The organism is Rhodoligotrophos appendicifer, from assembly GCF_007474605.1.
GTDB lineage: Bacteria > Pseudomonadota > Alphaproteobacteria > Rhizobiales > Im1 > Rhodoligotrophos > Rhodoligotrophos appendicifer.
This window is the reverse complement of record NZ_VHKL01000011.1, coordinates 14,681-41,098: the sequence shown is the minus strand read 5'-3', so window position 1 is coordinate 41,098 and position 26,418 is coordinate 14,681. Positions and strand designations below refer to the sequence as shown.

The 26,418-nt window shown below is 59.5% G+C and carries 21 protein-coding genes and 1 pseudogene; 17 read left to right on the top strand and 5 right to left on the bottom strand.

Features of this window, described 5'->3' with window-relative positions:
• The first annotated feature begins 2 nt into the window (after positions 1–2).
• The 3 genes from FKM97_RS22090 to FKM97_RS22080 are packed head-to-tail and all read left to right on the top strand — an operon-like array spanning position 3 to position 2,642.
• The gene (locus FKM97_RS22090; protein WP_144294625.1) at positions 3–1,142 is read left to right on the top strand and encodes a branched-chain amino acid ABC transporter permease; all 1,140 of its coding nucleotides are present in this window, start codon (positions 3–5) and stop codon (positions 1,140–1,142) included.
• Positions 1,139–1,933 (top strand): ABC transporter ATP-binding protein, encoded by a 795-nt coding sequence (locus FKM97_RS22085; RefSeq protein ID WP_144294624.1) that lies wholly within the window; start codon positions 1,139–1,141, stop codon positions 1,931–1,933. The genes FKM97_RS22090 and FKM97_RS22085 overlap by 4 nt, the downstream gene beginning before the upstream one ends.
• Positions 1,905–2,642: an ABC transporter ATP-binding protein gene (locus FKM97_RS22080; protein ID WP_246105216.1), complete on the top strand. Its 738-nt coding sequence runs from the start codon at positions 1,905–1,907 to the stop codon at positions 2,640–2,642. Before FKM97_RS22085 ends, FKM97_RS22080 begins: the two co-directional genes overlap by 29 nt.
• Positions 2,643–2,695: 53 nt before the next feature.
• Here the strand turns inward: FKM97_RS22080 and FKM97_RS22075 are convergent, their stop codons facing one another.
• Positions 2,696–3,487, bottom strand: a complete 792-nt coding sequence (locus FKM97_RS22075) for a DUF3616 domain-containing protein (protein WP_144294623.1) — start codon at positions 3,485–3,487, stop codon at positions 2,696–2,698.
• 643 nt (positions 3,488–4,130) lie between these two features.
• Between FKM97_RS22075 and FKM97_RS22070 the strand changes: the two genes are divergently transcribed.
• The 3 genes from FKM97_RS22070 (at position 4,131) to FKM97_RS22060 (ending at position 7,382) form a co-directional block, all read left to right on the top strand.
• Positions 4,131–5,570 carry an ABC transporter substrate-binding protein gene (locus FKM97_RS22070; RefSeq protein ID WP_144294622.1) on the top strand — a complete coding sequence of 480 codons (1,440 nt, stop codon included), beginning with the start codon at positions 4,131–4,133 and terminating at the stop codon, positions 5,568–5,570.
• Between the two features lie 91 nt (positions 5,571–5,661).
• Positions 5,662–6,555, top strand: coding sequence for a carbohydrate ABC transporter permease (locus FKM97_RS22065; protein WP_144294621.1), 894 nt, complete (start codon positions 5,662–5,664; stop codon positions 6,553–6,555).
• The gene (locus FKM97_RS22060; RefSeq protein ID WP_144294620.1) at positions 6,552–7,382 is read left to right on the top strand and encodes a carbohydrate ABC transporter permease; all 831 of its coding nucleotides are present in this window, start codon (positions 6,552–6,554) and stop codon (positions 7,380–7,382) included. The genes FKM97_RS22065 and FKM97_RS22060 overlap by 4 nt, the downstream gene beginning before the upstream one ends.
• 3 nt (positions 7,383–7,385) lie before the next feature.
• On the opposite strand, the gene nanR is transcribed toward FKM97_RS22060, so the two are convergent.
• Positions 7,386–8,114, bottom strand: a complete 729-nt coding sequence (nanR, locus tag FKM97_RS22055) for a transcriptional regulator NanR (RefSeq protein WP_144294619.1) — start codon at positions 8,112–8,114, stop codon at positions 7,386–7,388.
• A gap of 159 nt (positions 8,115–8,273) precedes the next feature.
• Between nanR and FKM97_RS22050 the strand changes: the two genes are divergently transcribed.
• Positions 8,274–8,567: a putative quinol monooxygenase gene (locus tag FKM97_RS22050; protein WP_170241070.1), complete on the top strand. Its 294-nt coding sequence runs from the start codon at positions 8,274–8,276 to the stop codon at positions 8,565–8,567.
• Positions 8,568–8,626: 59 nt separating this feature from the next.
• Here the strand turns inward: FKM97_RS22050 and FKM97_RS22045 are convergent, their stop codons facing one another.
• Both FKM97_RS22045 and FKM97_RS22040 read right to left on the bottom strand, forming a co-directional pair.
• The gene (locus FKM97_RS22045; RefSeq protein WP_144294617.1) at positions 8,627–10,504 is read right to left on the bottom strand and encodes a hydantoinase B/oxoprolinase family protein; all 1,878 of its coding nucleotides are present in this window, start codon (positions 10,502–10,504) and stop codon (positions 8,627–8,629) included.
• 11 nt (positions 10,505–10,515) lie between these two features.
• Positions 10,516–12,546 (bottom strand): hydantoinase/oxoprolinase family protein, encoded by a 2,031-nt coding sequence (locus tag FKM97_RS22040; protein ID WP_144294616.1) that lies wholly within the window; start codon positions 12,544–12,546, stop codon positions 10,516–10,518.
• Between the two features lie 177 nt (positions 12,547–12,723).
• Here FKM97_RS22040 and FKM97_RS22035 point away from each other — a divergent pair, with 177 nt between their 5' ends.
• From FKM97_RS22035 to FKM97_RS21990, 10 genes and pseudogenes are all read left to right on the top strand, one after another.
• Entirely contained in the window at positions 12,724–13,503 is a 780-nt protein-coding gene (locus tag FKM97_RS22035; protein WP_144294615.1) for an HpcH/HpaI aldolase family protein, read from the top strand.
• Positions 13,500–14,594, top strand: coding sequence for an NAD(P)-dependent oxidoreductase (locus tag FKM97_RS22030; RefSeq protein ID WP_144294614.1), 1,095 nt, complete (start codon positions 13,500–13,502; stop codon positions 14,592–14,594). Before FKM97_RS22035 ends, FKM97_RS22030 begins: the two co-directional genes overlap by 4 nt.
• Before the next feature lie 20 nt (positions 14,595–14,614).
• Positions 14,615–15,724 carry an ABC transporter ATP-binding protein gene (locus FKM97_RS22025; protein ID WP_144294613.1) on the top strand — a complete coding sequence of 370 codons (1,110 nt, stop codon included), beginning with the start codon at positions 14,615–14,617 and terminating at the stop codon, positions 15,722–15,724.
• A 36-nt stretch (positions 15,725–15,760) separates the two neighbouring features.
• Positions 15,761–17,257, top strand: coding sequence for an aldehyde dehydrogenase (locus tag FKM97_RS22020; protein ID WP_144294612.1), 1,497 nt, complete (start codon positions 15,761–15,763; stop codon positions 17,255–17,257).
• A gap of 19 nt (positions 17,258–17,276) precedes the next feature.
• Complete coding sequence (otnK, locus tag FKM97_RS22015) at positions 17,277–18,536, top strand: 3-oxo-tetronate kinase (RefSeq protein WP_144294611.1); 1,260 nt, start codon at positions 17,277–17,279, stop codon at positions 18,534–18,536.
• Positions 18,533–19,167: pseudogene (gene otnC, locus FKM97_RS22010) on the top strand (3-oxo-tetronate 4-phosphate decarboxylase). Before otnK ends, otnC begins: the two are co-directional and overlap by 4 nt.
• A 289-nt stretch (positions 19,168–19,456) precedes the next feature.
• Entirely contained in the window at positions 19,457–20,485 is a 1,029-nt protein-coding gene (locus tag FKM97_RS22005; protein ID WP_144294609.1) for a quaternary amine ABC transporter ATP-binding protein, read from the top strand.
• Positions 20,482–22,491 carry an ABC transporter permease gene (locus FKM97_RS22000; RefSeq protein ID WP_144294608.1) on the top strand — a complete coding sequence of 670 codons (2,010 nt, stop codon included), beginning with the start codon at positions 20,482–20,484 and terminating at the stop codon, positions 22,489–22,491. Before FKM97_RS22005 ends, FKM97_RS22000 begins: the two co-directional genes overlap by 4 nt.
• A 60-nt stretch (positions 22,492–22,551) precedes the next feature.
• A complete protein-coding gene (locus FKM97_RS21995; RefSeq protein WP_170241069.1) occupies positions 22,552–23,514 on the top strand; it encodes an ABC transporter substrate-binding protein in 963 nt (320 codons plus the stop codon).
• 43 nt (positions 23,515–23,557) lie between these two features.
• Positions 23,558–24,970, top strand: a complete 1,413-nt coding sequence (locus tag FKM97_RS21990) for an amidase (RefSeq protein WP_170241068.1) — start codon at positions 23,558–23,560, stop codon at positions 24,968–24,970.
• Between the two features lie 114 nt (positions 24,971–25,084).
• Here FKM97_RS21990 and FKM97_RS21985 read toward each other — a convergent pair whose 3' ends face one another.
• On the bottom strand, positions 25,085–26,293 hold the full coding sequence (locus FKM97_RS21985; RefSeq protein ID WP_144294605.1) for an amidohydrolase family protein: 1,209 nt from the start codon (positions 26,291–26,293) through the stop codon (positions 25,085–25,087).
• Positions 26,294–26,418: the final 125 nt, after the last annotated feature.

Here is a 26,418-nt window from a genome sequence, read left to right as displayed (position 1 = left end):
CCATGGCACCCCTCTTCATCGTCATTGCCGTCGAGTTCATTGCAGCCGCAGCGCTGCGGCAGTTTCTTCTGGCCGAGGACTGGCGCGTCGTTGTCGGAATTCTGGTGCTGTTCGGCGCCCTGTTCGGGCTGATGCAGCTTCGTCCCGCGATCGAGCAGAAGATCGCCGACGCCTTCAGGGAGCATCGCCGGCTTGCCGTGATCATCGGCGTCGTCCTCGCCATCGGGTTTCCTGCCGCCTTGGGGGGCAACAGCTACGCCATCCACCTCCTGATCCTGGCGCTCATCTATTCGGTCCTGGCGCTGGCGCTGAACTTCCAGCTGGGCAGCGCCAATATCCCCAACTTCGCCACGGGCGCATCCTACGGCATCGGCGCCTATGCCTCGGCCCTGCTGGCCATCAATTACGGCGTCAGCTTCTGGGTGGCCCTCCCCTTCTCCGCGCTGGTGGCAACGCTTTTCGGTTTCGCGCTCGGCCTTCCTTCGATGCGTACGCGGGAGAGCTATCTCGCGCTCGTCACCATCGCCTTCGGGGTCGTAGTCCATCAACTGCTGAACAATTTCGAGTGGACCGGCGGACCCAACGGTGTGGTGGGCATTCCGGCACCGAGCCTGTTCGGGCACTCCTTCTCTTCTCCGATCAAGCTCTTCGGGCTTTCGCTGCCAAGCCAGGCCAATTTCTACTTTTTGTCAGCCCTGTTGTTGGTGATCGCGATCGTCACCGCAAACCGGCTCCATTCCTCTCGCATCGGCCTTGCCTGGAACGCTTTGCGCGCCGACGAGCTCGCCGCCCGGTGCCAAGGCATCAACGTCGTCTGGTACAAGGTCCTCGCGTTTGCCGTGGACGCCTTTCTCGCCGGGTTCGCAGGCACGATCTACGCCTTCTACGTGAGCTTCATCTCGCCCGACAATTTCACCTTCCTGGTCTCGGTGACCATCATGACGATGGTCATCGTCGGCGGCATGGACAATATCCTCGGCGTCATCGTCGGCGCCTTCCTGCTGACGCTCCTGCCCGAAAAGCTGCGAGCGTTCTCGGATTACCGCATCCTGTTCTTCGGGGTCGTCGTGATCCTGTTCCTGATCATCCGCCCGCAGGGGCTGTTTCCCCAGCGCCTTCGCCGCTATGGCGGTGATTCATGAGCACCGAGGCGATCCTTTCCGGCGAGGGTCTCTCCATGCGCTTCGGCGGGCTCGTCGCCATTGATTCCGTCGATTTCACACTCTCCAAAGGGGAGATCCTCGGCATCATCGGCCCGAATGGGGCGGGAAAGTCCACTCTGTTCAACATGATCACCGGCCTCTACCGCGCCAGTGCCGGCAGCGTGGTCCTGAACTCGAAGAGCCTGATCGGCGTGTCGGCGCACCGCATCGTGAGGCTCGGCATCGCCCGTACGTTTCAGTCGAGCCGCCTGTTCACGGATCTGAGCGTGCTCGATAATGTCGTCATCGGGATGCATACCCAGACCCGCTGCGGTGTCTTCGACGCCCTGCTGCGGCCCAGCAAATCCCGTCGCGAACTCGATCGGGCGGCTGAGCGGGCCGGTGAATTGCTCCGATCCGTTTCAAGCGATCTCCACGACCAGCGCCATAAGCCCGCCGGCGAGCTGGCCCAGGCCGATCGCCGGCGCCTGGAAATCGCCCGGGCGCTGGCCTCCAAGCCGCAGGTCCTGCTGCTGGACGAACCCTCATCGGGCATGGACGATCGGGATACGGACGCGCTGATCGACGATATCCGGACCGTGACTGCGCTCAACCCCGAGCTTGCCGTCATGATCATCGAGCATGACATGCGTCTGGTCGCCGAACTGCCGCACCGGGTCATGGTCATCGACTACGGAAAGAAGATCGCCGAGGGGAAGTTCGAGGAGGTGCGGCTCCTACCGCGCGTGCAGGAAGCCTATCTTGGCCGAAAAGCCTCCACCCATGGGTGAAACGAAATTCATGCTCAAGCTGGACTCCGTCAGCACCAATTACGGTGTCGTCGCGATGTTGCGCGACGTGTCATTGACGCTTCAGCAGGGCGAATTGACGTGCCTCCTTGGTCCAAACGGAGCGGGAAAGACAACCACCTTTCGAGCCATTGCCGGGCTGCTTCCGCTTGTCGGAGGAAAAATTCACGTCATGGGCGCCGATATCTCGACGCTGCGCACCGAGGCTCTGGCCCCACGGGGCATTGGCTTCGTCCCGGAGGGTCGGCGGCTTTTTCCGGACCTCAGCGTCGTCGAAAACATCCGCCTTGGCTTCGATGCCTCCGGCAGCATGGATGTTTTCAGCACAAGGCTCATGGCCGTGTCGGAATTGTTTCCTCACATCAAGGGAAAGCTTCGGCAACAAGCCGGCACCCTCTCCGGCGGTGAACAAGCCATGGTCGCCCTCGCCCGTGCCGTGATCGGAACTCCAAAGCTGCTGATCATGGACGAGCCCTCTTTGGGACTATCGCCCAAGCTCATCGACGAGTACTTCGAGATTGTCGCCGAGATAAACCGTGGCGGAACCAGCATCCTGTTGATCGAGCAGAATGCCGAGACCGCTCTCTCGATTGCCCACAGCGGCTACCTCATCATAAAGGGGAGCATCGTCGCCAAAGGGTCCTCGGCTGAGCTGATCGAGAATGATCTGGTCCGCAAGCTCTACCTCTAGACCGACCCGCCACTGGCGGCCGTTGTTTCGCGGGAGCGAGTATCGTTTCTTGCCTAACGCGGGGCGGCACAAGTCGGGATCTCTCCCTTGGTGAAGTCGAGCGAAACGGACCGGACCGCCCGCGACTGACGCGTCCCATAGGCGACGCCATCATAGAGCAGGAGCCCTTCGAAGCGTCCCGGAACGTCCGACAGCGGGACCAGTGCCTCAGGCTTCACCGTGGCCACTCTGTCGTCGAGGGCGAGCAGCGTCGGTTGCCCATCCTCCGTCAGGGAGAAGACGGCGTAGTCCGCGGTCACCGCGTCCTTGGCCGGGTCGTTGACGGGCCCCGCTATGCCGTAGACCGTAGTCCCAACCGCGGCAAGGTCCCGAATCCCGCGCGGCCTCCCCTGACTGTCGGGACCGAGGCACAGCCGCCTCACCGTGCCGTGCCTGCCCGCTCCCTCGAAGAGATGCGAGAGCGGTATCTCCAGGAGCAGTGCGTCACTCCCCTCGATAGGCGCCCTGAAGCCGATCAGGCCGTCCGTGCCGCGTATGGCGAAGGCCTCCACTGTCATGCCGTTGTCGTCGAGCGGAATGCCCGCCTGCTGCTGGAGAATTGAGCCGACTGGAAGGAACCCGGACAGCGCGGCGGAGTCCTCGATCACCGGCGGCGTCCGGACGGAACCCGTCGCAATGTCGACGGCGCCCCTCTCGAATTGGATACGGAAGATGTGGCTGCTCGCCGACTGGCGTGCGAGATTCTTCTCCTCGTCGCCCTTCTTCTCGTGACGGGGACGACCATGCGAGCCGATCACATAAAAGGCTCCCCCTCCATAGGCGGCGCCCTCTGCGTCGAGTTCCACGGGTTCCGTCGAACTCGTCCTGAATCAGGGGAATGTAATCGCCTGGCGAAAGGGTCCGTGCGGCCCGATCAAGAACCACCACCTGCACCCCCTGCGTCTCGTCGTCCACAAGCAGACAAAGACGCCTGCCACCCTCCTCCGGCGCGCAAGCCATGCCGCTGACGTCCTTGGCCGGTTTGATCTCCCCGCCCTTCGTCTTGCCGTGCAGGGTGGACACGAAATTCCACCCCGCAGGCTTCGCCGTCAGATCGGCAACGCCGCAACCGACTGCGGCGAAACCCAGCGCGATCAGCGCCCTCGCAACACGCATAGGGTCCATCCCCCTTTTATGATCCACGCAAGGTGCGCCCGCCGGCATTCTCAGACCGCCTCGGCGAATGTGATCTGACATCCGATGACTCACTTTTCTTTCGAAGATTATATTTTTTTATGTGGCTCCCCATAATTGCTCTCTCAAGTGACGGGTCTGGTGGATCTGCGGTTCACCTCACATGCAGCCAGTCCCTCTCCCGCCCCGCATCAAATCTTGCAGTGTTTGGTATACTAGGTGTATAGCTTAAAAGGTGGATAGCTTTGCGGGCGGGACCTCCTGAGAGCCCTATGGAGCAACCCACGCGGCTGATCATCGGCAGGGGAGAGGCACATGTTTCGAAGGTATCTTCTAGCGAGCTGTCTGACGCCACTTATAACACTGGGTGTGATTGGCGCGGCCTGGGCACAGAGCCCCACGGATATTGCCCTTACGGAAGCAAAGAAATTTTCCGGAACAACACTGAACTATACCTCGGAAGCGGGACTTCAAGCCCTCGACCCCATTGATTTTTCGGGCCCCCTTTTTGAGAAGCTGACGGGCATCAAGATCAATGTAATCGAACTGCCCCACACTGAAATGTTCACCAAGGTCATGGCTGAACACCAGGCTGGCACTGGCGCCTACGACCTGATCAATTTAGTGCCGGCTTGGCTCACTGATATGGCGAGCGCGGGCGCGCTCGAGCCTCTGGATGCCTTCATCGACAAGTTTGGCTATCGGCAGGAAATTCAGGACATTGCTCCGGCATTCCGCGACAGCTGGATGACTTATCAGGGCAAGATTTACGGACTCCCCGATGATGGCGACGTCCATCTTCTCTATTACCGCACAGACCTCTTCGGCGACGCTGCCAATAAGGAAGCGTATAAGGCTAAGTATAATGCAGACCTAGCCCCGCCCAAGACCTGGGAAGAGTTCAACAACATCTGTGAGTTTTTCACAGAAAAGCTCGGCCCGAAGGTCTATGGCGCGGGCATGATCCTGAGTCGCGGTCAGGTCGAGTATGGCTTCATGTCGCGCTTTAGAGTCGAAGGCGGAAAGTTTTTCGACCCCAACACGATGAAGGCCACGATCAACAGCGAGCAGGGCATCAAGGCTCTGACCGATCTGGTGAAGGAAACCAAGTGCCAACCTCCCGGTGTCCAGGACTGGGGCTACACTGAGGTCCTCAGCGCATGGCTTGCCGGCGATCTCGCCATGACGATGTCCTGGCCTCCTTATGGCCGCTGGTCGGCAGGCTATGGCCTGGACCGCAAGGAGCTGAACTGGGTTCCCAAGACGCAGATTGCTGGAAAGGTGGGGTATGCGCTGCCGCCGGGGGATGCACCCGAACTTGCAGCCGGCATGATTCTAGCCGTTCCCTCCACCAGCAAGAACAAGGAAGCGGCCTATCTGTTTGCCCAATGGATGAACAGCATGCAAACCAGTCTGGAGCGCGTCCAGCTGCCCTATGCTCAGCGTGATCCTTTCAGGACTTCCCATTACGCGAGTGCCGAATACCGGTCCCGCTGGCCACAGGCCGGCCAGTATCTCGACATGCTGAAGGAGGGTGGCACCAAAGGTCTGCTTGATCTCTCCATCAAAGGTACCTTCCAGTACCAGGATGCCCTCGCGCGGGCCATTCAGTCGGGGCTGTCCGGGACCGACCCAAAGGAGGCATTGGATCTGGCAGCCAAGGAATGGGATGAGATCACCGAGTCGATCGGCCTGGAAGCTCAGACCGCCGCCTACAAGGATTGGTCGTCGAAGCCGAACGCCTATCCAAAGTAAATGATCGCTGCGGCGCCGGAACAAACCTTTGTTCCGGCGCCTGCGATCTTTTAATCTGGTGTTGATTGAGGCCCTCACACATGAGCACGCGATGGCAGGGTCGACCTCTGAGGTGAGCTGGACCATAGGCAAGGGAAACCGATGGGCCTTCGTGCTTCCAGCAACCCTGGTGCTCTTGGCCATCGGCTTGTTTCCCCTGATCTACAGCCTAGTCGTCAGCTTTCAGAACATCACGATGACCTCGGGCCAGACGAGCTTTGTCGGTCTCAGGAATTACTCCCGGATGCTGGGCGATACTCGTCTCTGGGCTGCCTTTGGGCATACCCTCTTCATCACCGCCATCGCACTGCCTGTGGAGACAATCCTTGGTCTTGCGGGAGCGCTCCTTTTCCAGCGGCCTATGTTCGGCCGCCCCATACTGCTCGGCCTGTTGATCATGCCGACGGTCATCGCTCCCATCGTCGCCGGTGCGATGTGGCGCCTGATGTTCAATGACCGCTTCGGTCCCGTGAACCAGATCCTCACTTTCCTTGCTGGTGAGCCGGTAAACATTCTCTGGACGGTGAAGCCTGAATGGATCTATCCCGCGATCCTGATCGCCGAAGTGTGGCAGTGGACGCCATTCATGCTTCTCCTCTCGATCGCCGCCTTGAGCACCGTCGATCAAAGCCTGCTGGAAGCGGCCCGTGTTGACGGCGCCTCTGCTTGGCGGATCTTCCGGCGCGTAGTGATCCCGTCGATTGCACCAATTCTGGCTGTGGCTGTCCTTATTCGGGGCCTGGACCTCATCCGGCTCTTCGACATCGTCTGGGTCATGACCCGGGGCGGTCCCGGCTCAATGAGCGAGACCATTTCGATCTATGTCTACCTTCAGGGGTTCAGTGCCTTCTCCACCAGCTATACCGGCGCCTTGACGATCCTCATGGCCGTCCTGTTCTCGATCGGCGTGATCATTGCGATCAAGCGCCTCAGGATCGCCTCATGACCCACGGCGACGGCAGCCTCATTGGCAAGCTTCTGAACACGTTCCTCGCCTTGGCGGTGACGGTTGTCTTTCTGTTTCCGATCTATTGGCTCTTTGCAGTCTCTTTCAAGACTCCGGACGAGATCTTCTCTTATCCGCCGACATGGCTTCCTTCGAGTCTGAGCTTCGACAATTTCATTCAGCTTTTCAGAGGCGGAGATGTGCGCGCCATCGGCAATAGCATCGTCATCGCCGGCGTGAGCACCATCCTTGCCATGGTCATGGGCACGATTGCCGCCTACAGCATCGCCCGGTTCAAAACGGGCGGCGAGAACCTGTCGACCTGGATCATCAGTCAGCGTCTCCTGCCCCCGGTCGCAATCGCCTTTCCCATATTCCTGCTCTACTCGGCGCTTCGAATATCCGACACATATTTCGGCCTGATCCTGATCTACACCGCGTTTAATCTTCCCTATGTAATCTGGATGATGCGCGGCTACATTAAGGATGTCCCCCTGGACCTGGAGGACAGCGCGCTTGTGGATGGTCTGAACCATTGGCAGATCTTGGCAAAGGTCGTCATCCCGATGACCACCGGAGGTCTGTTCGCGACCGCCATGTTCACCTTTATCTTCGCCTGGAACGAGTTCCTGTTCGCCCTTATTCTCACGCGGTCGAACGTGATCACCTTCCCCGTTCAAGTCACACAGTATTTCGGCGCCCAGTCCACCTTCTGGGCGAAGATCTCCGCCATGTCGGTACTAGGAGTCCTGCCCGCGTTCCTTGCCGTGGCGACCCTGCAACGATTCATCGTTCGCGGGATTAGCATGGGTGCCGTCAAAGGCTGAAGATCACTTCCGCCGCGTTGACTGCCAATAGAGCTCCGAAACGCTCAGCAAATGGTCTCGCATAGCCTGTTCGGCGCGGTCCGGCGCCCGATCGGCGACGGCACGATATATTTGCTGATGGTAACGGTTTGCAACATGAGAGGCCCCCGGGACCATCAGGGATACCGTCCGTTGCTTGGTCAGCCACGTCTCGAGACCATCGTGTATGGCTTTGAAGATCGGGTTACGGGGAATCATCGCGAGGTGCCTGTGAAAATCGACGTCGGTACGCTGGAAGGTCTCGATGTCATCGAGCGCCGCCTCGTTGGCATCGAGAGCGGCCTTTAGGCCCTCGACATCGCTTTCGCTGGCGAACTGCGCCGCATGCCGCGCAAGTCCCACCTCGAAGAACAATCGGGCGTCCTGAAATGCCCGCTCGCCTTCGCCTGTAGACAGCATATGCGCAGCCGCACCCGACAGCTCATGAATGAGCCGATCCGCCGAGGGAACGGTGACCCGAGCGCGCGCTCCGCTCGTCAGCGCGACCAGTCCCATCCTCTGCAGGGAGAAAAGCGCCTCCCGGATTGCGGGCCGCCCCACTCCGAAACGCTCCATCAATTCACGTTCAGACGGCAGGATGTCTCCCGCAGCATATTCACCCGAAGCGATCATTTTCTGAAAGCGTTCGCGGACCTCGTCAGAAAGGCGCCGACGCTCGATCTGCTCTGAAGGACGAGTGATTTCCTGGGTCATTGAACTTCCATGATTTTGCCAGCGACGAAGGCTGCTTCGTTGACTTTGGACCAATAGGTCGATACCTTAATGGTATGCCTGTTATACCACTTGCCACTCTCTGAACGTTCTGTCCATGCCGTCCTCCGGCGTCGACTGCTCGCCAAGCGGAATGTACTCATGTCGGACTTCGTAGTGATTGTTCAATTCACGGTTCACGACGGCATGATAGAGGCGTTTTCAAAACTGGTGACAGAGAACGCCAGGGATTCTTTGCGACTTGAAGAGGGCTGCCATCGATTCGACGTGGTTCGAACAGTCGATAACGAGTCTATGTTTTTGCTGTACGAAGTGTATTCCGACGAATCCGCCTTTAAATTGCACCTTGAAACTCAGCATTTCGTGAGTTTCGACCTTGCCACGTCCGACATGGTCAAGGTGAAAGAAGTCACAATCGGTTCTCTGGTGCAATAACCAGTTTTCAGAGGTCACGGCCTTAAATCTATTGGCCGATCTGACCATGCTCCCGCGCATTACGGTCGCGACACGAATCCCTCCGAAAAGTCCTCCGCTGTGGATGCAGTCTCTCTGTCGCTCGGCAGGCCGTAGCCGCCGCCGCCTGGTGTGGTGATCTGAATTCGATCGCCGCGATGCGCGGTCAGGTTGGCGAACTTGCTTGAAGACACCTTGTTGAACACTTGCGTGACCGGCTTCCAGCCCTGCGTGCCCGCCTCTTCGAAGAGGAATGAGCCGGGCTGGCCCTCTTCCCCATCATTGAGGCCCCAGGAACCCCGCTTGTGGCGATCGCCCATATGGCTGAAGGTGATTTCGTCGGCATCGCACCGCACAACTTTCCTGACGCCGAGCCCACCACGAAACTGTCCCGCTCCCCCGGAATCCGGCACCAGGGAGTACTCTTCCACAATCCATGGAAATCGCGTTTCATAAACTTCGATGGGCACCATGGGACAATTCCCGTTGATGCTGCCGACAGCGCTGTTCCCATCTCCCGAGGCCGATCCACCCCAGCCGACGATATGCACGTCGTAGCAGCAGTAATATTCTCCGGTTCTCGGGTCGGTTCCGCCGAACAGGAAGTTCGACCAAGTAGAACCATCCGCAGCAGGCACCCTGCCCGGCAGGCACGTGGCCAATGCACCCAACACCGTATAGGCAATCCTCGGATGACATTCGGTGTTTCCCCCGACTTCGGGGGCGGGATAGTTCACGTTCAGCAACGAACCGGGCGGCGCGATGATCTTGATCGGACGGAAGCAGCCCGAATTTTTCGGAATCGAACCGTCGGTCAACTGAAGGATTGCGTTTTGGGTGGCCGCCGTGGGAATGCTCAAGGGCGTGTTGATGGGCCCTTTCGCCTGCGGTGAGCTCTTGCTGAAATCGGCAACGATCTCGTCTCCCTGGACGAACAGGTCTACATGGATGCGCAGTTCTTGGTCGACCAGACCATCATCCTCCATGAAATCTTGAAATGAATAGTGCCCGTCTGGAATGTCGCTGATCTCCGCGCGCATCCTCTCTTCGGCATAGTCCATCAGACTGGAGGTGATCTGCGTGAAATGTTCTTTGCCATACTTCTGCAGCAGTTCGATTGTGCGCCGCTCGCCCAGATCGACCGCCGCGATCAACGCGCGGTAATCTCCATGATTCGTCCGCGGTGTGCGCACATTGGCGAGGAGGATCTTCCAGACGTCGATATTGTCCTCGCCGCGCCGTTTGATCTTGACCGGCGGGACGCGCAGACCTTCCGCAAAGATGTCGCGCGCTTCAGCGTAGAAGCTCCCCGGAGCCACGCCTCCGATCTCGGCGACATGGCCGATCGCCCCTGAAAAGCCGACCAGCTCACCCTCGAAGAAGATCGGCTTGAAGAACAGATGCTCCGGCGTATGCATGCCGCCCCGATACGGATCGTTGTGGAGCAGGATGTCGCCCTCCTCCATCTCCCCGGGCTCGATCTCCTGGATGACGGTCTTGATGATCATCGGCATACCCGAGATCATCGACGGGCAGAATTCGCCCACAGCAATCATGTCGCCATTGGCCGCGAAGAGGCCGCAGGTGAAGTCGAGCGACTCACTGAAGATCGTCGAATAGGCCGTCTTCATCAACGTGATGCCCATGTCTCGGCAGATCGAGACCAGATTGCCCTCGAGAATTTTCATGGCCACCATGTCGCGGCCCTGAAGGCTTGGCTCGCGTGCCTCACGCGGCAATGGCAGCCGCGGTTCTGCATCGCTTGCAGCCCGCGCGGCCTTCCAGTCGACACACCAGTCCGAACAGAATACGTCCCCGCTTCCATCCCGCGCCGCGATGGACGGCCCGTAGATCAGCACACCGCAATTGGCGCATTTGACGTACTTTTCGATATACAGCTTGTTCGCGGAGAACTTCATGGGAGCCTCTCCTATGACTGCGAAAAGGAAATGATGAGATTGCCGTAGGCATCCACACGGGCCGTCTGTCCTGGAGGCAAGGGCGTGACCGATGCGCTCTCCTCGATGATCGCGGGGCCGATGATGTGATGTCCTGCCCTCAGCGAAGACCGGTTAAAGATCCGCGTCTCCAGCCGGCTGTCGAAGGTCACCCACCGCGTCCCTACCGGTTCCGGTGGCCCGTCCGCCTCCGGGAGTCTTGGAATGTCGGGCTTGTCCGTCTGGGCGATGGCGGTGGATTTGAAATTCACGACCTCGATCATCTCTCCAGGAATCCGATAGCCGTAGCGGCTCTCATGGATTCGGTGGAAGGCCTCCCAGAGCCCGTCGATGGTGTCGGGACCGAAAGTCTGCGTCCCGATCTCGACGTCAAGCTCGTGGTTCTGCCCGAAGTAACGCATTTCCAGGGCATTGGACACGGTGATACCGGCACCATAACCCTGCCCCGCAAGATCGTCGCTGCAATCATCGGAAAGCTGCCGCAGCACGGCGTTCGCCCGCTCCGTGTCGAATGTCCGGGACAGCATCGGCACAGAACGATGACGATCCACTCGGCCGTCAGTCAGGGTAAATCCATAGGCCGAGAACTGCCCGGGAAAATTCGGCACGATGCCGGTCGGGATGTTCGCCTCCCGCATCAAATCGGCGATGTGGACAGGACCTGCCCCGCCAAAGGCTGCAAGCGTGAATTCACGCGGATCCAGCCCCTCTTCGATGAGTGCGGCCCGCAGAGCACCCACCATGTTGTTGTTTGCGATCCGCACGATGGAGAGCGCCGTGTCTTCGAGGCTCAGACCGATCCTGTCGGCGACATTGCTCACCACTTGCGCAGCGGCCTCCGCGTCGAGTCGCATGCCGCCGCCAAGGAAGTTGCTCGGACTGATCCGCCCCAGCACGACATTTGCGTCCGTCACGGTCGCCTCGGTGCCGCCGAACCCGTAGCAGGCCGGCCCCGGATTGGCGCCTGCGCTTTGCGGACCGACGTGAAGCATGCCCGCTTTGTCCATCCAAGCGATGGAGCCTCCGCCGGCGCCGATCGTGCGGATGTCGATCATCGGGATCTGGATCGGCTTGCCATATTCGATCTGGAACTCGGTCGTGAAGCGCTCTCGTCCACCGATCACCGTCGCGACGTCTGTCGACGTTCCTCCCATGTCGAGCGTGACGACATTTTCGATGTCGAGCAGCTTCGCCATGACCCGCGAGGCAATGACGCCGCCCGTGGGCCCGGACAGGGCGAGGTGGACCGGCAGCTTCGATGCGGCATCCGCCGTCATCTCGCCGCCATTGGAGCGAATGACGACGAACCGCCCCGTGAATCCCTCGTCCTTCAGGCGCCTCTCCATCGAAGTCATCTGGCGGGTGATCAAAGGTTTGATGAACGCATCGGCGATCGTCGTCGAGGCCCGCTCATATTCCTTCCATTTCGGCAGGACATCATAGGAGATCGACACCGGGAGGTCGGGAGCAAGATCGGACAATAGGGTCCGCAAAGCGAATTCATGCGCCGGATTTGCATAGGAAAAGAGAAGATTGACGGCAACGGCTTCAATCGTGCCCTGGCTCAACAGATTTTCCAGTGTCAGCCGGGCCGAATCCAGGTCCAACTCCTTGATGACACTGCCGTCGGACGTGATCCGCTCGTCGATCTCGACTGAATTCTGCCGCAGACACAGCGGCTTCGGCTTGCGCCAACCGAGGTCGTAATGGGAGCGACGGCCGCCGCGCTGAATGAACGGAACATCGCGGAACCCCTTGGTGGTGACATAGGCGACCTGCGCGCCCTTGCTTTCCAACAGAGCATTTGTGGCCGCTGTGGTCCCGAGTTTGAGATAGTCGACGCTGGCAAGTGAGCCTAAGCTCGACAGGCCGTTGAGAACGGCAGCGGAAGGATTTTCCGGTGTACTCAAAGTCTTCCAGGCGCGGATTGTGCCCGCTGATCGATCATAAGCGACAAAATCGGTGAATGTCCCACCGATATCGACCCCAACGATATAGCTCATTCTCGATCGCCTTCCTCGAGGGCAGCACAGCCGCAAAAGACCGACACTTTGGCATACCTGTTATACCATTCATATTATACGGTCAACGCTCGCTCACCCTCGAGCCAGTCTGATTGACGCAGTCGAGTTTATGTTGGTATACCTGCATGATAGGTTTTTGCAGAGGGAGGAAAGTTCATGTCGGGCGCCACGATTCGTGAACTGCTGGAGACCAAGGACCTCAAGATCGGCACCTTCTTGGTCGAATTCTCCACCCCTGGAATCGGCCAGATCCTTGCCGCCACGGGCTGCCAGTTCGCCTTCGTCGACCTCGAGCACAGCGGCTTTTCCTTCGAGACGTTGAAATCGATGCTTCGGTATCTTCAGGCGGGCAATGTGCCAAGCATCGTGCGCATCCCGTCCAAACGCTACGATCACGTTGCTCGGGCATGCGACATGGGCGCCGAAGGCATCATGGTGCCAATGGTCGAGACCGTCGAAGAGGCGAAGAGCATTATCGACTCCATGAAATACGTGCCGACGGGCAAGCGGGGCGTTGCTTTGCGCATCGCCCATGATCGCTACTCTGGTGGCCCTGTTCTGGAAAAGCTCGACAAGGCCAATAGGAAGACTGCCTTCTTCCCCCAGATCGAAACGGCCTTGGGCGTCGAGAATGCAGACGCCTTGGCCGCCCTGGAGGGCGTGGATTGTCTCTGGATCGGGCACTTCGATCTGACTTGCTCCATGGGCATTCCCGGTCAGTTCGATCATCCCACCTTCATCGCCGCCGAAAAGCGCGTGGCCGATGCATGCAAGAAGCACGGCAAGTCTTTCGGCTACCTCGTCCAAGACGTTGCTGCCGGCGTTCGGCTCCGTCAGGCTGGCGTCGATTTCCTCTGTTATTCCGGCGACGTATGGCTCCTGCAGAGCGCCTTGACCGATGCGATCCAGCAGGTCCGCGAGAAGACCGGCATATGAGCGTCCCGCATGGCGATGAGCGCTTCGTCGTGGCCCTCAGCGGTGACTTTCTGAACGATGCGGGTGAGTTCGCTTATCCGGATTTTGATCTGTCTCCGCTGAGCGGTGACCCCCGCATCGCGATCCGCTTCCTGCCAATGCGCAATAGGATCGAATCCGCGGACCTTGAGGGCGTGGATGCCCTCATTGTAGATGATCCTCTCGTAACGGCCGAAAGCCTCCCCGATGGCGATCGCTTGGCCCTCGTCGCCCGTTTCGGTGTCGGCTTCGACAGCGTCGACGTGGATGCCCTCACGCGCCGCTCAATTGCCTTGGTCAATACGCCTGATGGCGTTCGCAGGCCGGTTGCAACCTCGATCATTGCCTTGATCCTGGCGCTGACCCTGAAGCTGCTGGAGAAGGACCGTCTCGCGCGACGGGGAGCCCGAGGCTTTGCAGAAAAGGGAAGTTTCGTCGGCACTGGACTTGTTGGAAAGACCTTAGGGTCGATCGGCCTCGGCAACATCGGATCGGAGATGTTCCGGCTGCTGAAGCCCTTCGATCTGCGGATGATCGCCCACGACCCCTATGCGAGCACGGAACAGGCAGCAGCGCTCGGCGTGGACCTTCTCGATTTCGACGATGTCCTCGGACAGGCGGACATTCTCGTCATCAATTGTCCGCTCAATGCCGCCACCGAGAAGCTCATCAATCGCCGTGCGATAGGTCTCATGAAGCCCACGGCCCTGCTCATCAACACTGCGCGCGGGCGCATCGTGGACCAGGTCGCCCTGACCGAGGCACTGCAGCAAGGAGCAATCGCAGGCGCCGGCCTCGACGTCTTTGCCCAGGAACCTCCAGCCGATGACGACCCCATCCTGAAGCTCGACAATGTCGTGCTCAGCCCTCACGCGCTCTGCTGGACCAACGAATGCATCGCCGGTAATGGCGCAGCGGATGTGAGGGCGGTGCTTGAGGCGCTCGGCGGTCGCCTTCCTTCCTCAATTGTGAACAGGTCGGTGGTTGATGATCCGCAATGGCGGTTGAAGCTGCAGCGCAATGCCGAGCGGTTCGGGGCGGGTGCTGATGAACCTAAGTCGGTTGATCTCTAAACAAGTCAGGCGCACCGGTTATGGGGACAGTCAGGCTGAGCGGCATCCGTAAGAGCTTCGGCGATCTTCGTGTCGTCGATGATGTGGATCTTGAGGTAGGCGATGGCGAGTTCGTGGTCATTGTCGGACCTTCGGGATGCGGCAAGAGCACGCTACTCCGATCCATTGCCGGCCTGGAACCGATCGATGCGGGGACCATTGAGATCGACGGCAAGGCGGTCAACCGCCTCAGTCCGCGTGACCGCGACGTCGCTATGGTCTTTCAGAGCTACGCCCTCTACCCGTTCTTGAACGTTTATGAGAACATTGCATTCGGCCTTCGAGCCCGTAAATTCCCCAAAGATCAGCTCGACTCCCGGGTAAGGGAGGCGGCCGCGTTGCTTGCACTCACCCCTTATCTGGACCGCCTTCCCAAGCAGCTCTCCGGCGGCCAGCGCCAGCGCGTTGCCATTGGTCGCGCAATCGTCCGCCATGCCCGGGTATTCCTTTTCGACGAGCCCTTGTCGAATTTGGATGCCCAGCTGCGCGAGGAGATGAGGACAGAGATCAAGCGACTGCACGGCGAACTGCGCCAGACGATGATCTATGTGACTCACGACCAGGTGGAAGCAATGACCTTGGCGGACCGCATCCTGCTGATGCGCGCGGGTCGAATTGAGCAGATTGGAACGCCGCTCGAGCTCTACAACAAGCCGCGAACGAAGTTCGTAGCAAGCTTCCTTGGCACCCCAACGATCAATTTTCTGAGCGGAACCCTGTCGCACGGACCAGCTCCGGATGACATCACGATCCGCATGACCGACGGCGACATCTTTCCCCTGCCCAGGGCCAAAACGAGAGACTTGGGTTTAGCGGAGGGCGCAGCTGTGCAGATTGGGATCCGGCCTGATCATATGTCCCGATCCTCATCGACGCCACCGTCCGAGGGTGTGGTGCGCCGTACGATCGTAATCGACATCCTCCAGCCGACCGGCTCCCGCTCATATGCGTCCTTCAAGCTGGGCGGGAGTGTCACGACTGCCGAATTGCCTTCGAACCAACTGGGCGGTGCCAAGACATCCCTCGACATCGACATAGATCTCAACCGTTGCCTGCTGATCGATACGGCCACCGATCTTGTCATTGCCTGACCGAAACGCGGGAACGAGCCAAACTGAGGAAAGCCAATGTCATCCTTGAGTTCGCATGATCACTATCGACGCATAGCCTCATCCCTGACCTTTCACTCCCAGGCCTTCATCGATGGTGATTACACGTCAGGGGGCAGCGACGTGTTCGAGAACGTCAATCCCGCCACCGGCGAAATCCTGGGAACTGTACGCGACTGCAGTATCCAGGACGTTGACCGGGCCGTTGCATCTGCCCGCGCCGTGTTCAAGGCGGGCACGTGGTCGCGTTCGGCTCCCGAATTTCGCAAGGAAGTGCTGCTGAAGCTCGCTGCCTTGGTCCGCGAGAATAAAGAGGAGCTGGCTGTCCTTGAATCCGTGGACAGCGGAAAAACGATCAAGGATTGTCTGCATGAGATCGGCAACGAAGTGCCGACCTTTTTTCAATGGTATGCCGAGGCCATCGACAAGGTTTTCGGCAAGGTCGTTCCCACCGGTGAAACCGTGGCATCCTTCATCGTGAAGGAGCCAGCCGGCGTTGTGGGACTGGTCCTCCCCTGGAATTTCCCGCTCCTGATGTGCGCTTGGAAGCTCGCACCCGCACTCGCCTCTGGCTGCTCGGCAATCGTGAAACCCGCAGAGCAGACGCCCTTGACGGCGCTGCGCCTCGCCGCCCTGGCGACGGAGGCCGGCGTACCGCCCGGCGTGTTAAGCGTGTTGCCAGGCCTAGGGGAGACCACAGGCCAGGCCATCGGTCGCCATTCCGACATCGACATTGTCTCCTTCACCGGATCGACCGAAGTAGGGCGCCACTTTCTGAAATATTCCTCCGAAAGCAATCTCAAGCCAATCGGCCTGGAGATGGGCGGCAAGAGCCCTTTCATCATCCTCGAGGATGCCGACATCACCGACAATCTTGTCGAGAGTGCAGTGAATGCAGCCTTCTGGAACGGCGGCCAGAACTGCTCTGCGAATATGCGCCAGATCGTCCATCGCAAACTGAAGGATGAGTTCCTTCATAAGGTTATTGCGAAGACGAAGACGATGGTGGTGGGCAATCCCCTCGATCCTGACACAGCCATTGGCGCGATGGTCACCCAGGAGCATTTCGAGCGTGTCCGCAACTACATCGAAATCGGCCGTGGTGAAGGCGCCAGTCTCCTGCATGGAGGCCACTCAGAAGGCCACGACCGGGGCTTTTTCATCAATCCTGCCGTCTTCGAGGGTGTTCAAGGCAACATGCGCATTGCCCAGGAGGAAATCTTTGGTCCAGTTCTGGGGGTGATGGAAGTCGCGAGCTTTGAGGAGGCGCTCGAACTCGCCCTCGATACAGACTACGGCCTGCATGCGACGGTCTTCACCAAGAGCATCGACAAGGCCTTCAGGCTCGGCCGTCTGCTTCCCTGCGGGACCATCTCCATCAACGGCTTCAGCGAAGGCGATGTGAAGACGCCCTTTGGCGGCTATAAGAGGTCGGGGTCTCTCGCGCGGGATAAAGGTCTGGAAGCCATGGATCAGTATCTGCAGACGAAGACACTTTGGTTTTCCCTGTCCTGACCTGTGAGGCGGCGACCCAATGCTTCTCGGTTGTATAGCGGATGATTTTACCGGCGCGAGCGACCTGGCGAACACTCTGGCCAAGGGTGGCATGGCGACCACCCAGTTCGTCGGCATCCCGTCGGACGAGGCCGCGATTGGCTGCGAGGCTGGCGTGGTCGCCCTTAAGACGAGGTCGATTGCCCCGTCTGCCGCCGTCGAGCAATCCCTGGCGGCGCTGCACTGGCTACAGCGCCAGGGCTGCACCCAAATTCTGTTCAAATACTGCTCGACCTTCGATTCCACGCCCGAGGGAAACATCGGCCCGGTGGCCGAGGCGCTCGCTGACGCGCTCGGCGCCGAAATCGCCGTGGTCTGCCCTGTCTTTCCCGAGACGGGCCGCACCCTTTACCAGGGTCACCTCTTCATCGGCGACCGGCTGCTGGACCAGTCGGGCATGGAACATCATCCGCTGAATCCCATGACGGACCCGGATATCCGCCGCTGGCTCCGCCGCCAGACCAGAGGCGAGATTGGCCTCGTTCCCTATGAAATTGTGCGCCGCGGGTCCGCAGCCATCGATGCGGCCCTGGCCCAGGAGTCCGCCTCCGGCCGCCGCCTCGTCGTCGTCGATGCGATCACCCCCGCTGACCTGCGCGCCATTGGGGCCGCCATCGCCGGCCACAGGCTGGTCACCGGCGGCTCCGGAATCGCTGTCGGCATCCCGGATAACTTTCGAAAGGAAGCCAGGCTCGGTGCCGGGCGTCGGAGCTTTTCTGGCCTGGCAGGGCCCGGAATCGCCCTCTCCGGCTCCTGCTCGCCAGCCTCCCGCGCCCAGCTCGCCCGCCACCTCGAAGATCATCCGGGACTGGCCGTCGAGCCGACAACCTTGATGGGGGCGACGCTCACGGTGGCCGATGCCCTGCACTTCGTTCGTTCCCATCAGGCGGCAGCCCCCATCGTCTATTCGACTGCCGATCCGCAAACTGTGGCAGAGGCCCAGGCTCGCTATGGCCGAGAAGCGTTGGCCGCGAGGATCGAGGAGTTCTTCGGCACGCTTGCCGTGGAACTCGTTGCCAATGGCGTCGAACGTCTGGCCATCGGCGGCGGCGAGACGTCCGGCGCCGTCGTCACGGCCCTTGGTCTGCGGTCATTGGAGATCGGCCCCGAGATCGATCCCGGCATCCCCGCCTTGGCCGCGAAAGCCGGGGCCCGGGATATCCGTCTGGCTCTGAAGAGCGGCAATTTCGGAGCCCCGGATTTCTACGCCAAAGCACTGCGAGCCCTGGCAGCACCATGAACGAAACCGAACTTCGCGAACGGATCTGCCTATGGGCCGCCTACTATTCGGCCGCGGTTTTACTGTTGGATCCTCCGGAAATATCTCCGTACGCCTGGAGGACGGTTTCCTCGTAACCCCGACCAATGCCTGCCTGGGCCTTTTGGAAGCGCCGGAACTCTCCAAACTCGACGTCGACTGGAACCACATCGCAGGCGCTCCCCCGACAAAGGAACTGCCGCTTCATCGCGGTTTCTACCGGGGCCGCCCTGATACCCGGGCGGTAGTCCATCTTCATTCGACATACGCGACGGCCATATCGTGCCTTGCCGACATCGATCCGGAGAACGCCATTCAGCCCATCACCCCCTACATGGTCATGCGCGTCGGTCGTGTTCCCCTGCTCCCCTACACGATGCCGGGGTCGTCCGAAATAGAACCGCTTGTTCGGGCGAGAGCGCCCACCCATGCCGCTCTGCTCCTCGCCAATCACGGCTCTGTGGTATGCGGCCGGACACTGGACGAGGCGGTATTTGCATCAGAAGAGCTGGAGGAGACCGCCAAGCTTTCAATATTGACGAAGGGCCTTCGAATTCAGCAGCTGACGAACCTCCAAATCAGCGCCCTCGAAGCCAGGTTCGCCTTGAGATGAGGTTCTCACCGTCATGCGATGTCGCCTGCAGGCCACTTCGAACACCCTGAGCTGACCTCCCTCTGCCCCCCTGGCGACCGCGTGCTCCCGCAAGCTGTATCTCGCCGTTCAGAGTTGAAGGGGCGACCTTAAGTGATATGAGCGATTGGTATGGCTGACACACCCCACTTTCGCTGTTTCTCACTCCGTGCTCTTTAAGGTGCGCGTCTCAGCGCCGAAGGTCGGCACGCAAAGAAGCGCCAATCATCTTGGGCATCTTTGTGACGAGCAAAAACAGAGGTTGAGCTGAATGAGAGACACCAAACCGACCGCGGCGCAGAGTCCCCTGCTGACCTGCGACCGTGTTTGGAAGGTTTTCGGCCCCGGAGCGGAGATGCTTTCCAAGGCTGCGGAAACAGACACCCTTACTCTCGCAGCAGCGGTACGCGATGTATCACTGTCGGTTTCGCAAGGTGAGATTTTCTGCATCATGGGCCTGTCGGGCTCCGGAAAGTCGACATTGGTTCGCTGCATGACCGGACTTGTCCCTCCAACCCGCGGCGCTATCGACCTCCTCGGCACCAACATCACGAAGGCAGGCATTGCTGAATTGCGAAATCTTCGTCGTGAAAAAATTTCGATGGTTTTCCAGGATTTTGCACTGCTGCCCCATCTCACCGTGCTGGAGAATGTCGCTTTTCCACTGCGGGTGCGCGGCCATGCGCGGCGACAGCGCGAGGATCGGGCGCGCGAGATGGTGACCCTTGTCGGCCTGGGAGACCGGGAGAGTTATTATCCCCATGAATTGTCGGGCGGTCAGCAGCAGCGCGTTGGCATCGCGCGCAGCCTCACCACTGATCCGCAAGTCTGGTTTCTGGACGAACCATTCTCAGCCCTGGATCCACTCATCCGTCAGGACATGCAGGACGAGCTTCTCCGCCTTCAATCGATCCTTCACAAGACGATCGTGTTCATCACCCACGACTTCGACGAGGCCATTCGTCTGGCCAGCCGCATTGCGATCATGAGAGACGGCGAAGTGGTGCAGGTTGCCACTCCGGAAGATCTCGTGCTCAATCCTGTCGATGATTATGTGGCGCGGTTTACGAGCAAGGTCGCCCTGGCCGACGTCATGACAGTACGCACGGCGATGACAGCGGCAAGTGATGACACCGACGGTGAAATTCTGCACCCGTCCGCGCGGATCCGAGATGTCGCCATCCCTGTGCTCGATGCCGGGCACCCGCTGGCCGTCGCGGACGACGCGGGACGAGTTCTCGGGGAACTCAAGCCGGGCACTGTGATCGATATCCTGGCTGAGCGGCACAAGAGACCATGACCATGGACGCAGGGTCCATAGTCATGCCGGGACGCCAGAATTTTCGTCATGTCGTGCCCCTTGTAGTAATTCTGGTCGCAATACTGGCATCCACCTTCGACTGGGGACGGATCTGGCCAAAGGAATGGGTTCCCGCCGTCGCCCCGGTCATCACGGAATCATTCAAGTGGTTCGCGCGTGACGCAACAATCGGGGGGGTGGAGGTCGGCACCTTGCTGCGCGGTGCCGCAAAGGTCATCGAGTGGCCGATGGTTTTTCTCCAGGGACTTCTCGCCTCCGGGCTCAAGGTGCCGACATGGATCGTTGCCGATGGGATGATGCCACCGCTGTCCTGGTTCGTGACTTTAGGGGCCACGATCACCCTCGCGCAATGGGCGGGTGGATGGCGGCTTGCGAGCTTGCTGGCGGGGACGGGGATATATCTGCTGATGTTCGGTCTGTGGGAGAGCGCCATGATGACCATGGCGCTGGTCACGACCTCCGTGGCGGTGGGAGCGGTGCTTGGCATCGCCCTGGGCGTGCTGGCGTGGCGGAGGCCGGCCATGGGGCGCGTCCTCACACCCGTTTACGATCTGCTGCAGGTCCTGCCGATCTTTTCCTATCTTTTGCCCATCGTCGTCCTGTTCGGGTTTGGTCCGCTGTCGGGCCTCATTGCGACCGTCATCTTCGCCATGCCCCCCATGGCCCGGGTCACCACCCTCGCTTTGCAGAAATTGCCCTGCAGCACCCTTGAGCTCGCAGAGATCAATGGCTGCACCACATGGCAGAAGATCACGATCGTCTGCCTTCCTGCAGCGCGCGCTAATCTGCTTGTCGGTCTCAATCAGGTTGTGAACCTGTCGTTCGCCGTGGCCGCTTTCGCGGCGGTCATCGGTGGAGGAGGCCTCGGGAACGATCTTTTTGCAGCCCTGAAATCATTGCGGTTGGGGCCGGCTCTCGAGGCCGGGCTTGCCCTTACGCTCCTGGCAATAAGCCTGGATCGGCTGTGCCGGGCAGTGGCGCTCAAGCCCACGATCCATGTCGTCGCGAAGCCGTCGGGATTTCACCGGCGGCATCCGCGGATCACTGCGATACTGGGGGTGCTCGCGCTCTCAATCCTGGCAACGGCCATAGATCCGGCGCTCACTCGATTTCCCGCCGACTTTATCATCAAGACCAGCAGCTGGTTCAATATGCTGGTGTCTGCCATCAATGCGGCTGTTGGCGACGAAGTGAGCAGCCTGCGCGACTGGTTGATCATATCCATTCTGCGGCCCTACAAAGATGCCCTCCACGCCATTCCATGGTCGTTGTTTGTCGCTGCAACCATATGCGCTGGCTTTTATGCTGGGGGGGTCCGGCTTGCGGCCAAGCTAGGCATGCTCCTCGCCTTCGTGGTGATTGCCGGCTACTGGTCTCCGGCGATGACGTCGCTCTACCTGGCCTCTCTTGGAGCGTTGATTGCCGCACTGATAGGCTTTCCCCTTGGGATGCTCGGCGCCTTGAACCCGCGCATCGCCATGGTGAATAACCTTGTGGTCGATCTGATCCAGACCCTGCCCACCTTCGTTTATCTTGTTCCGGCCATGATGATCCTCGGCATTGGCGACGTGCCAGCCCTGGCGGCTATTGCCATTTATGCGATTGCCCCCGCCATCCGCTTCACGCAGACGGGCCTGTTGCAAACAGGAAAAAGCATAATGGAGGCGGCGACAATGAGCGGGTGTAGCCGGTGGCAACGGCTGTTCCTGGTTCAGCTGCCGATAGCGCGACGCGACCTGCTGCTTGGGCTGAACCAGACGATGATCATGGCCTTCGGCATGCTTGTCGTCACCGCGATGGTTGGCACCCGCGGCTTGGAGGCGAATACTCTGACCGCACTCGGCAAGATTGATACGGGAGAGGGTCTCCTGGCCGGGCTTTCACTCGTTGCGCTCACCATCGTCTGCGCCCGCTTGTTGGGCGCGCTCGCCGCCCGGTCGCCGCATGCTGAAACCTTGGCACCAAGGGGCGCCGAGGCGCCTTGACATTCTTGCGGAGCTGCCTCTTCTGAGAGGAAGCCAGAAAGAAGCAAAATGGAGGGGAGAATGAAATTTTCTGTAAGCCAAGGACTGACGGCGTCTTTGATCAGTGGCGCCTTGGCGCTGTCATCTCTGTCTGCCTGGGCGGGACAGGCTGAGAGTAAGGACCCAATCAGGCTTCCTCTCATAAACTCGTCGGATTTCGACTTCGTCTCCATGGTCTATGGCGCTGCACTGAAGAAGGCTGGCTACAATGTAGAATTCGCGACGGTTGATTATACCGCTCATTTTCAAGGCGTCGTGACCGGTGACTTCCCCATCACCACTGGGGCATGGGGCACGACGCCGGCCCCGGTGCAGGATGCGCTCTCCTCCGGCAAGGTTGCAGATTTCGGCTCCACGGGGATCGTGGTTCAGGAGGGCTGGTGGTATCCGAAATATATGGAATCGGTGTGCCCAGGCTTGCCCGATTATGAGGCGCTGAAGAAGCCCGATTGCATCAAGGCTCTGGCGACGGCCGAGACCGCCCCAAAAGCCCGTTTCGTCAACGCTCCTGCAGACTGGACGACGGACGTCGACAAACGAGCCGATGCCTTCGGGATTGATATCGAGATTATCTCCGCTGGGTCGCCTGTCGCCCTTGCTGCTGCGATCACCGGTGCTGAGGAAAAAAAGGAGCCTATTCTCGCCTGGGGTTATGCGCCTTATTGGCTGACGACGAAGTATGATGGGGCCTGGGTGGAGTTCCCGAAAGCGGAAGATGCCTGTTTCACGGATCCCGCCTGGGGCACGAATCCTAAAGCAACTTGGGACTGTGGCTACAAGTCCGGCACCATCGGCAAATTGGCGAACAAGGAGTTCATTGCGAAGACCCCCTATGCGGGATCGATCCTGAAGGCACTGACCCTTTCTGCAGACGATGTTGGTCGCGCAACCGAGGAGGTTGATGTGAAGGGACGCGATATGCAGGAGGTCGCCGACGAGTGGGTGGCAAACCACGCCGCTACAGTCGATGCCTGGCTGAAATAGGATCTGCAGTCCCGAGGGAAGGGGCGGAGGCGGACACGACCAGGTGGATATCGAGACCTACAGACGCCTTGACGCCTTGGAGATCGCACGGCGCGTCCGCAGCGGTGAGAGCGATCCGCGCGACATCGCCGCCTGCGCGATCGCCACCGTCAAGGCCCGCAATCCCGACCTCAACGCCGTGGTCTTGCTTGACGAAGATCAGGCCCTCTTGGCGGCTGGGAAGGTGGATCGGACAGCACCCCTCGCCGGCGTTCCCTTCCTCGTGAAGGACAATAATCTCTTTGTGGAAGGGTGGCCGACCACTTTCTCTTGTCGTTTCCTTGAGGATAGCCCGCCGCTGCCTGACAGCGAGTATATCCGCCGTCTGCGGCGAGCGGGGGTGGTCCTGATCGGAAAGACGAGCACGCCCGAATTTGCTTCCGATTGGACGACAGAGCCGACGCTGCGCGGCCCGACGCGCAATCCGTGGAACCTTGACCGCTCGCCGGGCGGCTCCAGCGGGGGATCGGCGGCAGCGGTCGCGGGGGGCATGGTCCCGGTGGCCCATGGCAACGACAATGCGGGTTCGATCCGCGTTCCCGCCGCCCTGTGCGGCCTCTTTGGTCTGAAACCGAGCCGTGGACTTGTGCCCGTCGGACCAGCGTTTCCGGAGCTTGCCGCTGGGCTTAACAGCGAGCACGTGTTGACACGGACGGTAAGGGACAGTGCAGCATTTCTCGACGTGCTGGCTGGCCCTGAACCGGGAGCGCAATATCAAGTCAACCCTGTCGTCGCGTCCTACCTTGCAGTGACAGACGATGCACCCGGACCTCTGCGCATTGGATTTGCGACCGAGAGGCCGGATGGCACCAGGATCGATGCCGAGATAGCGAAAGCAGTCAGGCATGTTGCGGGACTGCTGAGTGCGTCGGGTCATCGCCTTGAAGAGATCGCTCTGCCAAACAAGCCTTGCTTGGGGCTTGCAGCTGAAAAATGTTGGTTTGCGGACATTGTCCTTCTCTTGCGCCAACGATCCAGAGCCCTGGGTCGCGAAGCCAACGCAAATGAGATGGAGGCGATCACCGCCTTTGCCATAGAACGCATGCGCGGGCTGGATGCGGTCGACTATCTCGAGGCGCGCTACAGCCTGCATCGTATCGGCGCCGAAATTCTTGCCGAGTTCTCACCATTCGATGCGGTTCTTACCCCCACGACCGCTCTTCTTGCGCCGCGGATAGGCGAGTTCGACACACGGACTGATGCCTTTGATTACGAAAAATGGTGCAGTCAGGGAGTCCAGTTCGCTCCCTTCACTGACATCTTCAATGCCACAGGCCAGCCAGCCGCATCCGTTCCGGCTGGGCTGTCGCTGGAAGGTCTCCCCATCGGCGTCCAAATCGCTGCACCACCCGGACGGGATGATCTGGTCCTGCGGCTTTCACGGCAGATCGAACGACTGCTCCCACCGAAGCTGTGATCAGGCGGCGTGGACAATTTAGTAAATGTCGGCCTTGGTACATAGCCGCCAGGAGGAACCTGGGAAGGCTGTCCAATAGTGTAAAAGCGTACCATTACAGTATTTTTATAACGGCTATCGTCTCACTATTTCTATCACGGACCACAAGACCCCTAACCAGAAAGCATCTCCCGGGAGATGCTGATCACTATTTCTCTTATGACTTATTCTGAACAGTTTTTCTGCATTTCGAAACGCAATTTTTTCCTTGGTTTCACGCGGCAGATTGACTGCTCGAAACCAGTCGGTTCCGTCTTTCATGTTCACAAACGGGTAGTCGGTTGCAAACATCACCCGATCCACGCTGATGTACTTCAGCAAGAGATGGAGCAGTTCATCCTGGAAGAATGCGCTGGTTGTGAACCAGAAGTTATCATGGAAATACTGCTCAAACGGCTTATTCAGGGTGCTTTTGGTTACTTCACTCATCTTTTCCACGATACGTTCGTAGAAGAACGGAAGGCCCTCTCCCATATGGCCGATAATGATCTGTAGATTGGGAAATCTGTCAAATACCCCTGACGTGATCATTCGAAGGCATTGAGTGACGACTTCTTGGTGCCATCCATAGGCTGAGATGCTGAGAACCTGGTCCTGGAACTCCGTCTGATATTCCGGCCGCATATTGCTGTAGTAGATTTGGAAAACTTCGTCTGGTGGAATGCCTGGATGGATGTATATCGGCACATCAAGGGCTTCGGCACGCGCCAGCACGGGCTCAAAATCGGGATGGTCGAGGAATTTTTTCCCGATGATTCCGTTGGTCAGGGCTCCCACCAAACCATCTTCCCGAACTGCGCGTTCCAGTTCGTCCGCTGAGGCCTCCGGACTCTGCAACGGCAAGGTTGCAAATCCCTGGAATCGCCCCGGATAGGTGGCCATCGGTCCATCGACAAGCATCTTGTTGAGGCGATACGCAAAATCGATGCCCTCCCGACCGGGGACATCCTGCACGCCTGGCGTATTTGCGGAGAGGATTTGAACCTTGATCCCCGCCTCATCCATTGCACCGATGCGGCGCGGGCCGATTTCGGCAAGACCGGTATCCTCGAGGAACAGCCTGTTGTTCAGCACCATCAACTCATGGGTGGAAAAGGTCTCTTCCGTGCCGATAAATGACAGGTCTTGGTCTCGCAACGAGATGTCCGAAATCTCTGTCGCTGCGGCGCGGGAGACACTGGTGGGCGCGGACAATCCGGCACCAACACCAAGTTCAGCCGAGGCATTTAGAAAGCTGCGGCGTCCCAATGCCAGGCTGTTTAGGGGTTTTTCGATCGATTTCATGCCAGTTCCTACTCCGATCTTGCGTAGTGTGGTTTGGGTGCAGCTTTCTCCTGGTAAAGACTTCAATTATTCTAACCTCCCACCATTCGGGACCAGAACCCTATGGGTGGGACTGTTGCATTAAT

Coding starts and splice junctions, on each gene's coding strand:
- FKM97_RS22090 (WP_144294625.1), top strand. CDS start 3: ATGGCACCCCTCTTCATCGTCATTGCCGTCGAGTTCATTGCAGCCGCA.
- FKM97_RS22085 (WP_144294624.1), top strand. CDS start 1,139: ATGAGCACCGAGGCGATCCTTTCCGGCGAGGGTCTCTCCATGCGCTTC.
- FKM97_RS22070 (WP_144294622.1), top strand. CDS start 4,131: ATGTTTCGAAGGTATCTTCTAGCGAGCTGTCTGACGCCACTTATAACA.
- FKM97_RS22065 (WP_144294621.1), top strand. CDS start 5,662: ATGGCAGGGTCGACCTCTGAGGTGAGCTGGACCATAGGCAAGGGAAAC.
- FKM97_RS22060 (WP_144294620.1), top strand. CDS start 6,552: ATGACCCACGGCGACGGCAGCCTCATTGGCAAGCTTCTGAACACGTTC.
- nanR (WP_144294619.1), bottom strand. CDS start 8,114: ATGACCCAGGAAATCACTCGTCCTTCAGAGCAGATCGAGCGTCGGCGC.
- FKM97_RS22050 (WP_170241070.1), top strand. CDS start 8,274: ATGTCGGACTTCGTAGTGATTGTTCAATTCACGGTTCACGACGGCATG.
- FKM97_RS22045 (WP_144294617.1), bottom strand. CDS start 10,504: ATGAAGTTCTCCGCGAACAAGCTGTATATCGAAAAGTACGTCAAATGC.
- FKM97_RS22040 (WP_144294616.1), bottom strand. CDS start 12,546: ATGAGCTATATCGTTGGGGTCGATATCGGTGGGACATTCACCGATTTT.
- FKM97_RS22035 (WP_144294615.1), top strand. CDS start 12,724: ATGTCGGGCGCCACGATTCGTGAACTGCTGGAGACCAAGGACCTCAAG.
- FKM97_RS22030 (WP_144294614.1), top strand. CDS start 13,500: ATGAGCGTCCCGCATGGCGATGAGCGCTTCGTCGTGGCCCTCAGCGGT.
- FKM97_RS22025 (WP_144294613.1), top strand. CDS start 14,615: ATGGGGACAGTCAGGCTGAGCGGCATCCGTAAGAGCTTCGGCGATCTT.
- FKM97_RS22020 (WP_144294612.1), top strand. CDS start 15,761: ATGTCATCCTTGAGTTCGCATGATCACTATCGACGCATAGCCTCATCC.
- otnK (WP_144294611.1), top strand. CDS start 17,277: ATGCTTCTCGGTTGTATAGCGGATGATTTTACCGGCGCGAGCGACCTG.
- FKM97_RS22005 (WP_144294609.1), top strand. CDS start 19,457: ATGAGAGACACCAAACCGACCGCGGCGCAGAGTCCCCTGCTGACCTGC.
- FKM97_RS22000 (WP_144294608.1), top strand. CDS start 20,482: ATGACCATGGACGCAGGGTCCATAGTCATGCCGGGACGCCAGAATTTT.
- FKM97_RS21995 (WP_170241069.1), top strand. CDS start 22,552: ATGAAATTTTCTGTAAGCCAAGGACTGACGGCGTCTTTGATCAGTGGC.
- FKM97_RS21985 (WP_144294605.1), bottom strand. CDS start 26,293: ATGAAATCGATCGAAAAACCCCTAAACAGCCTGGCATTGGGACGCCGC.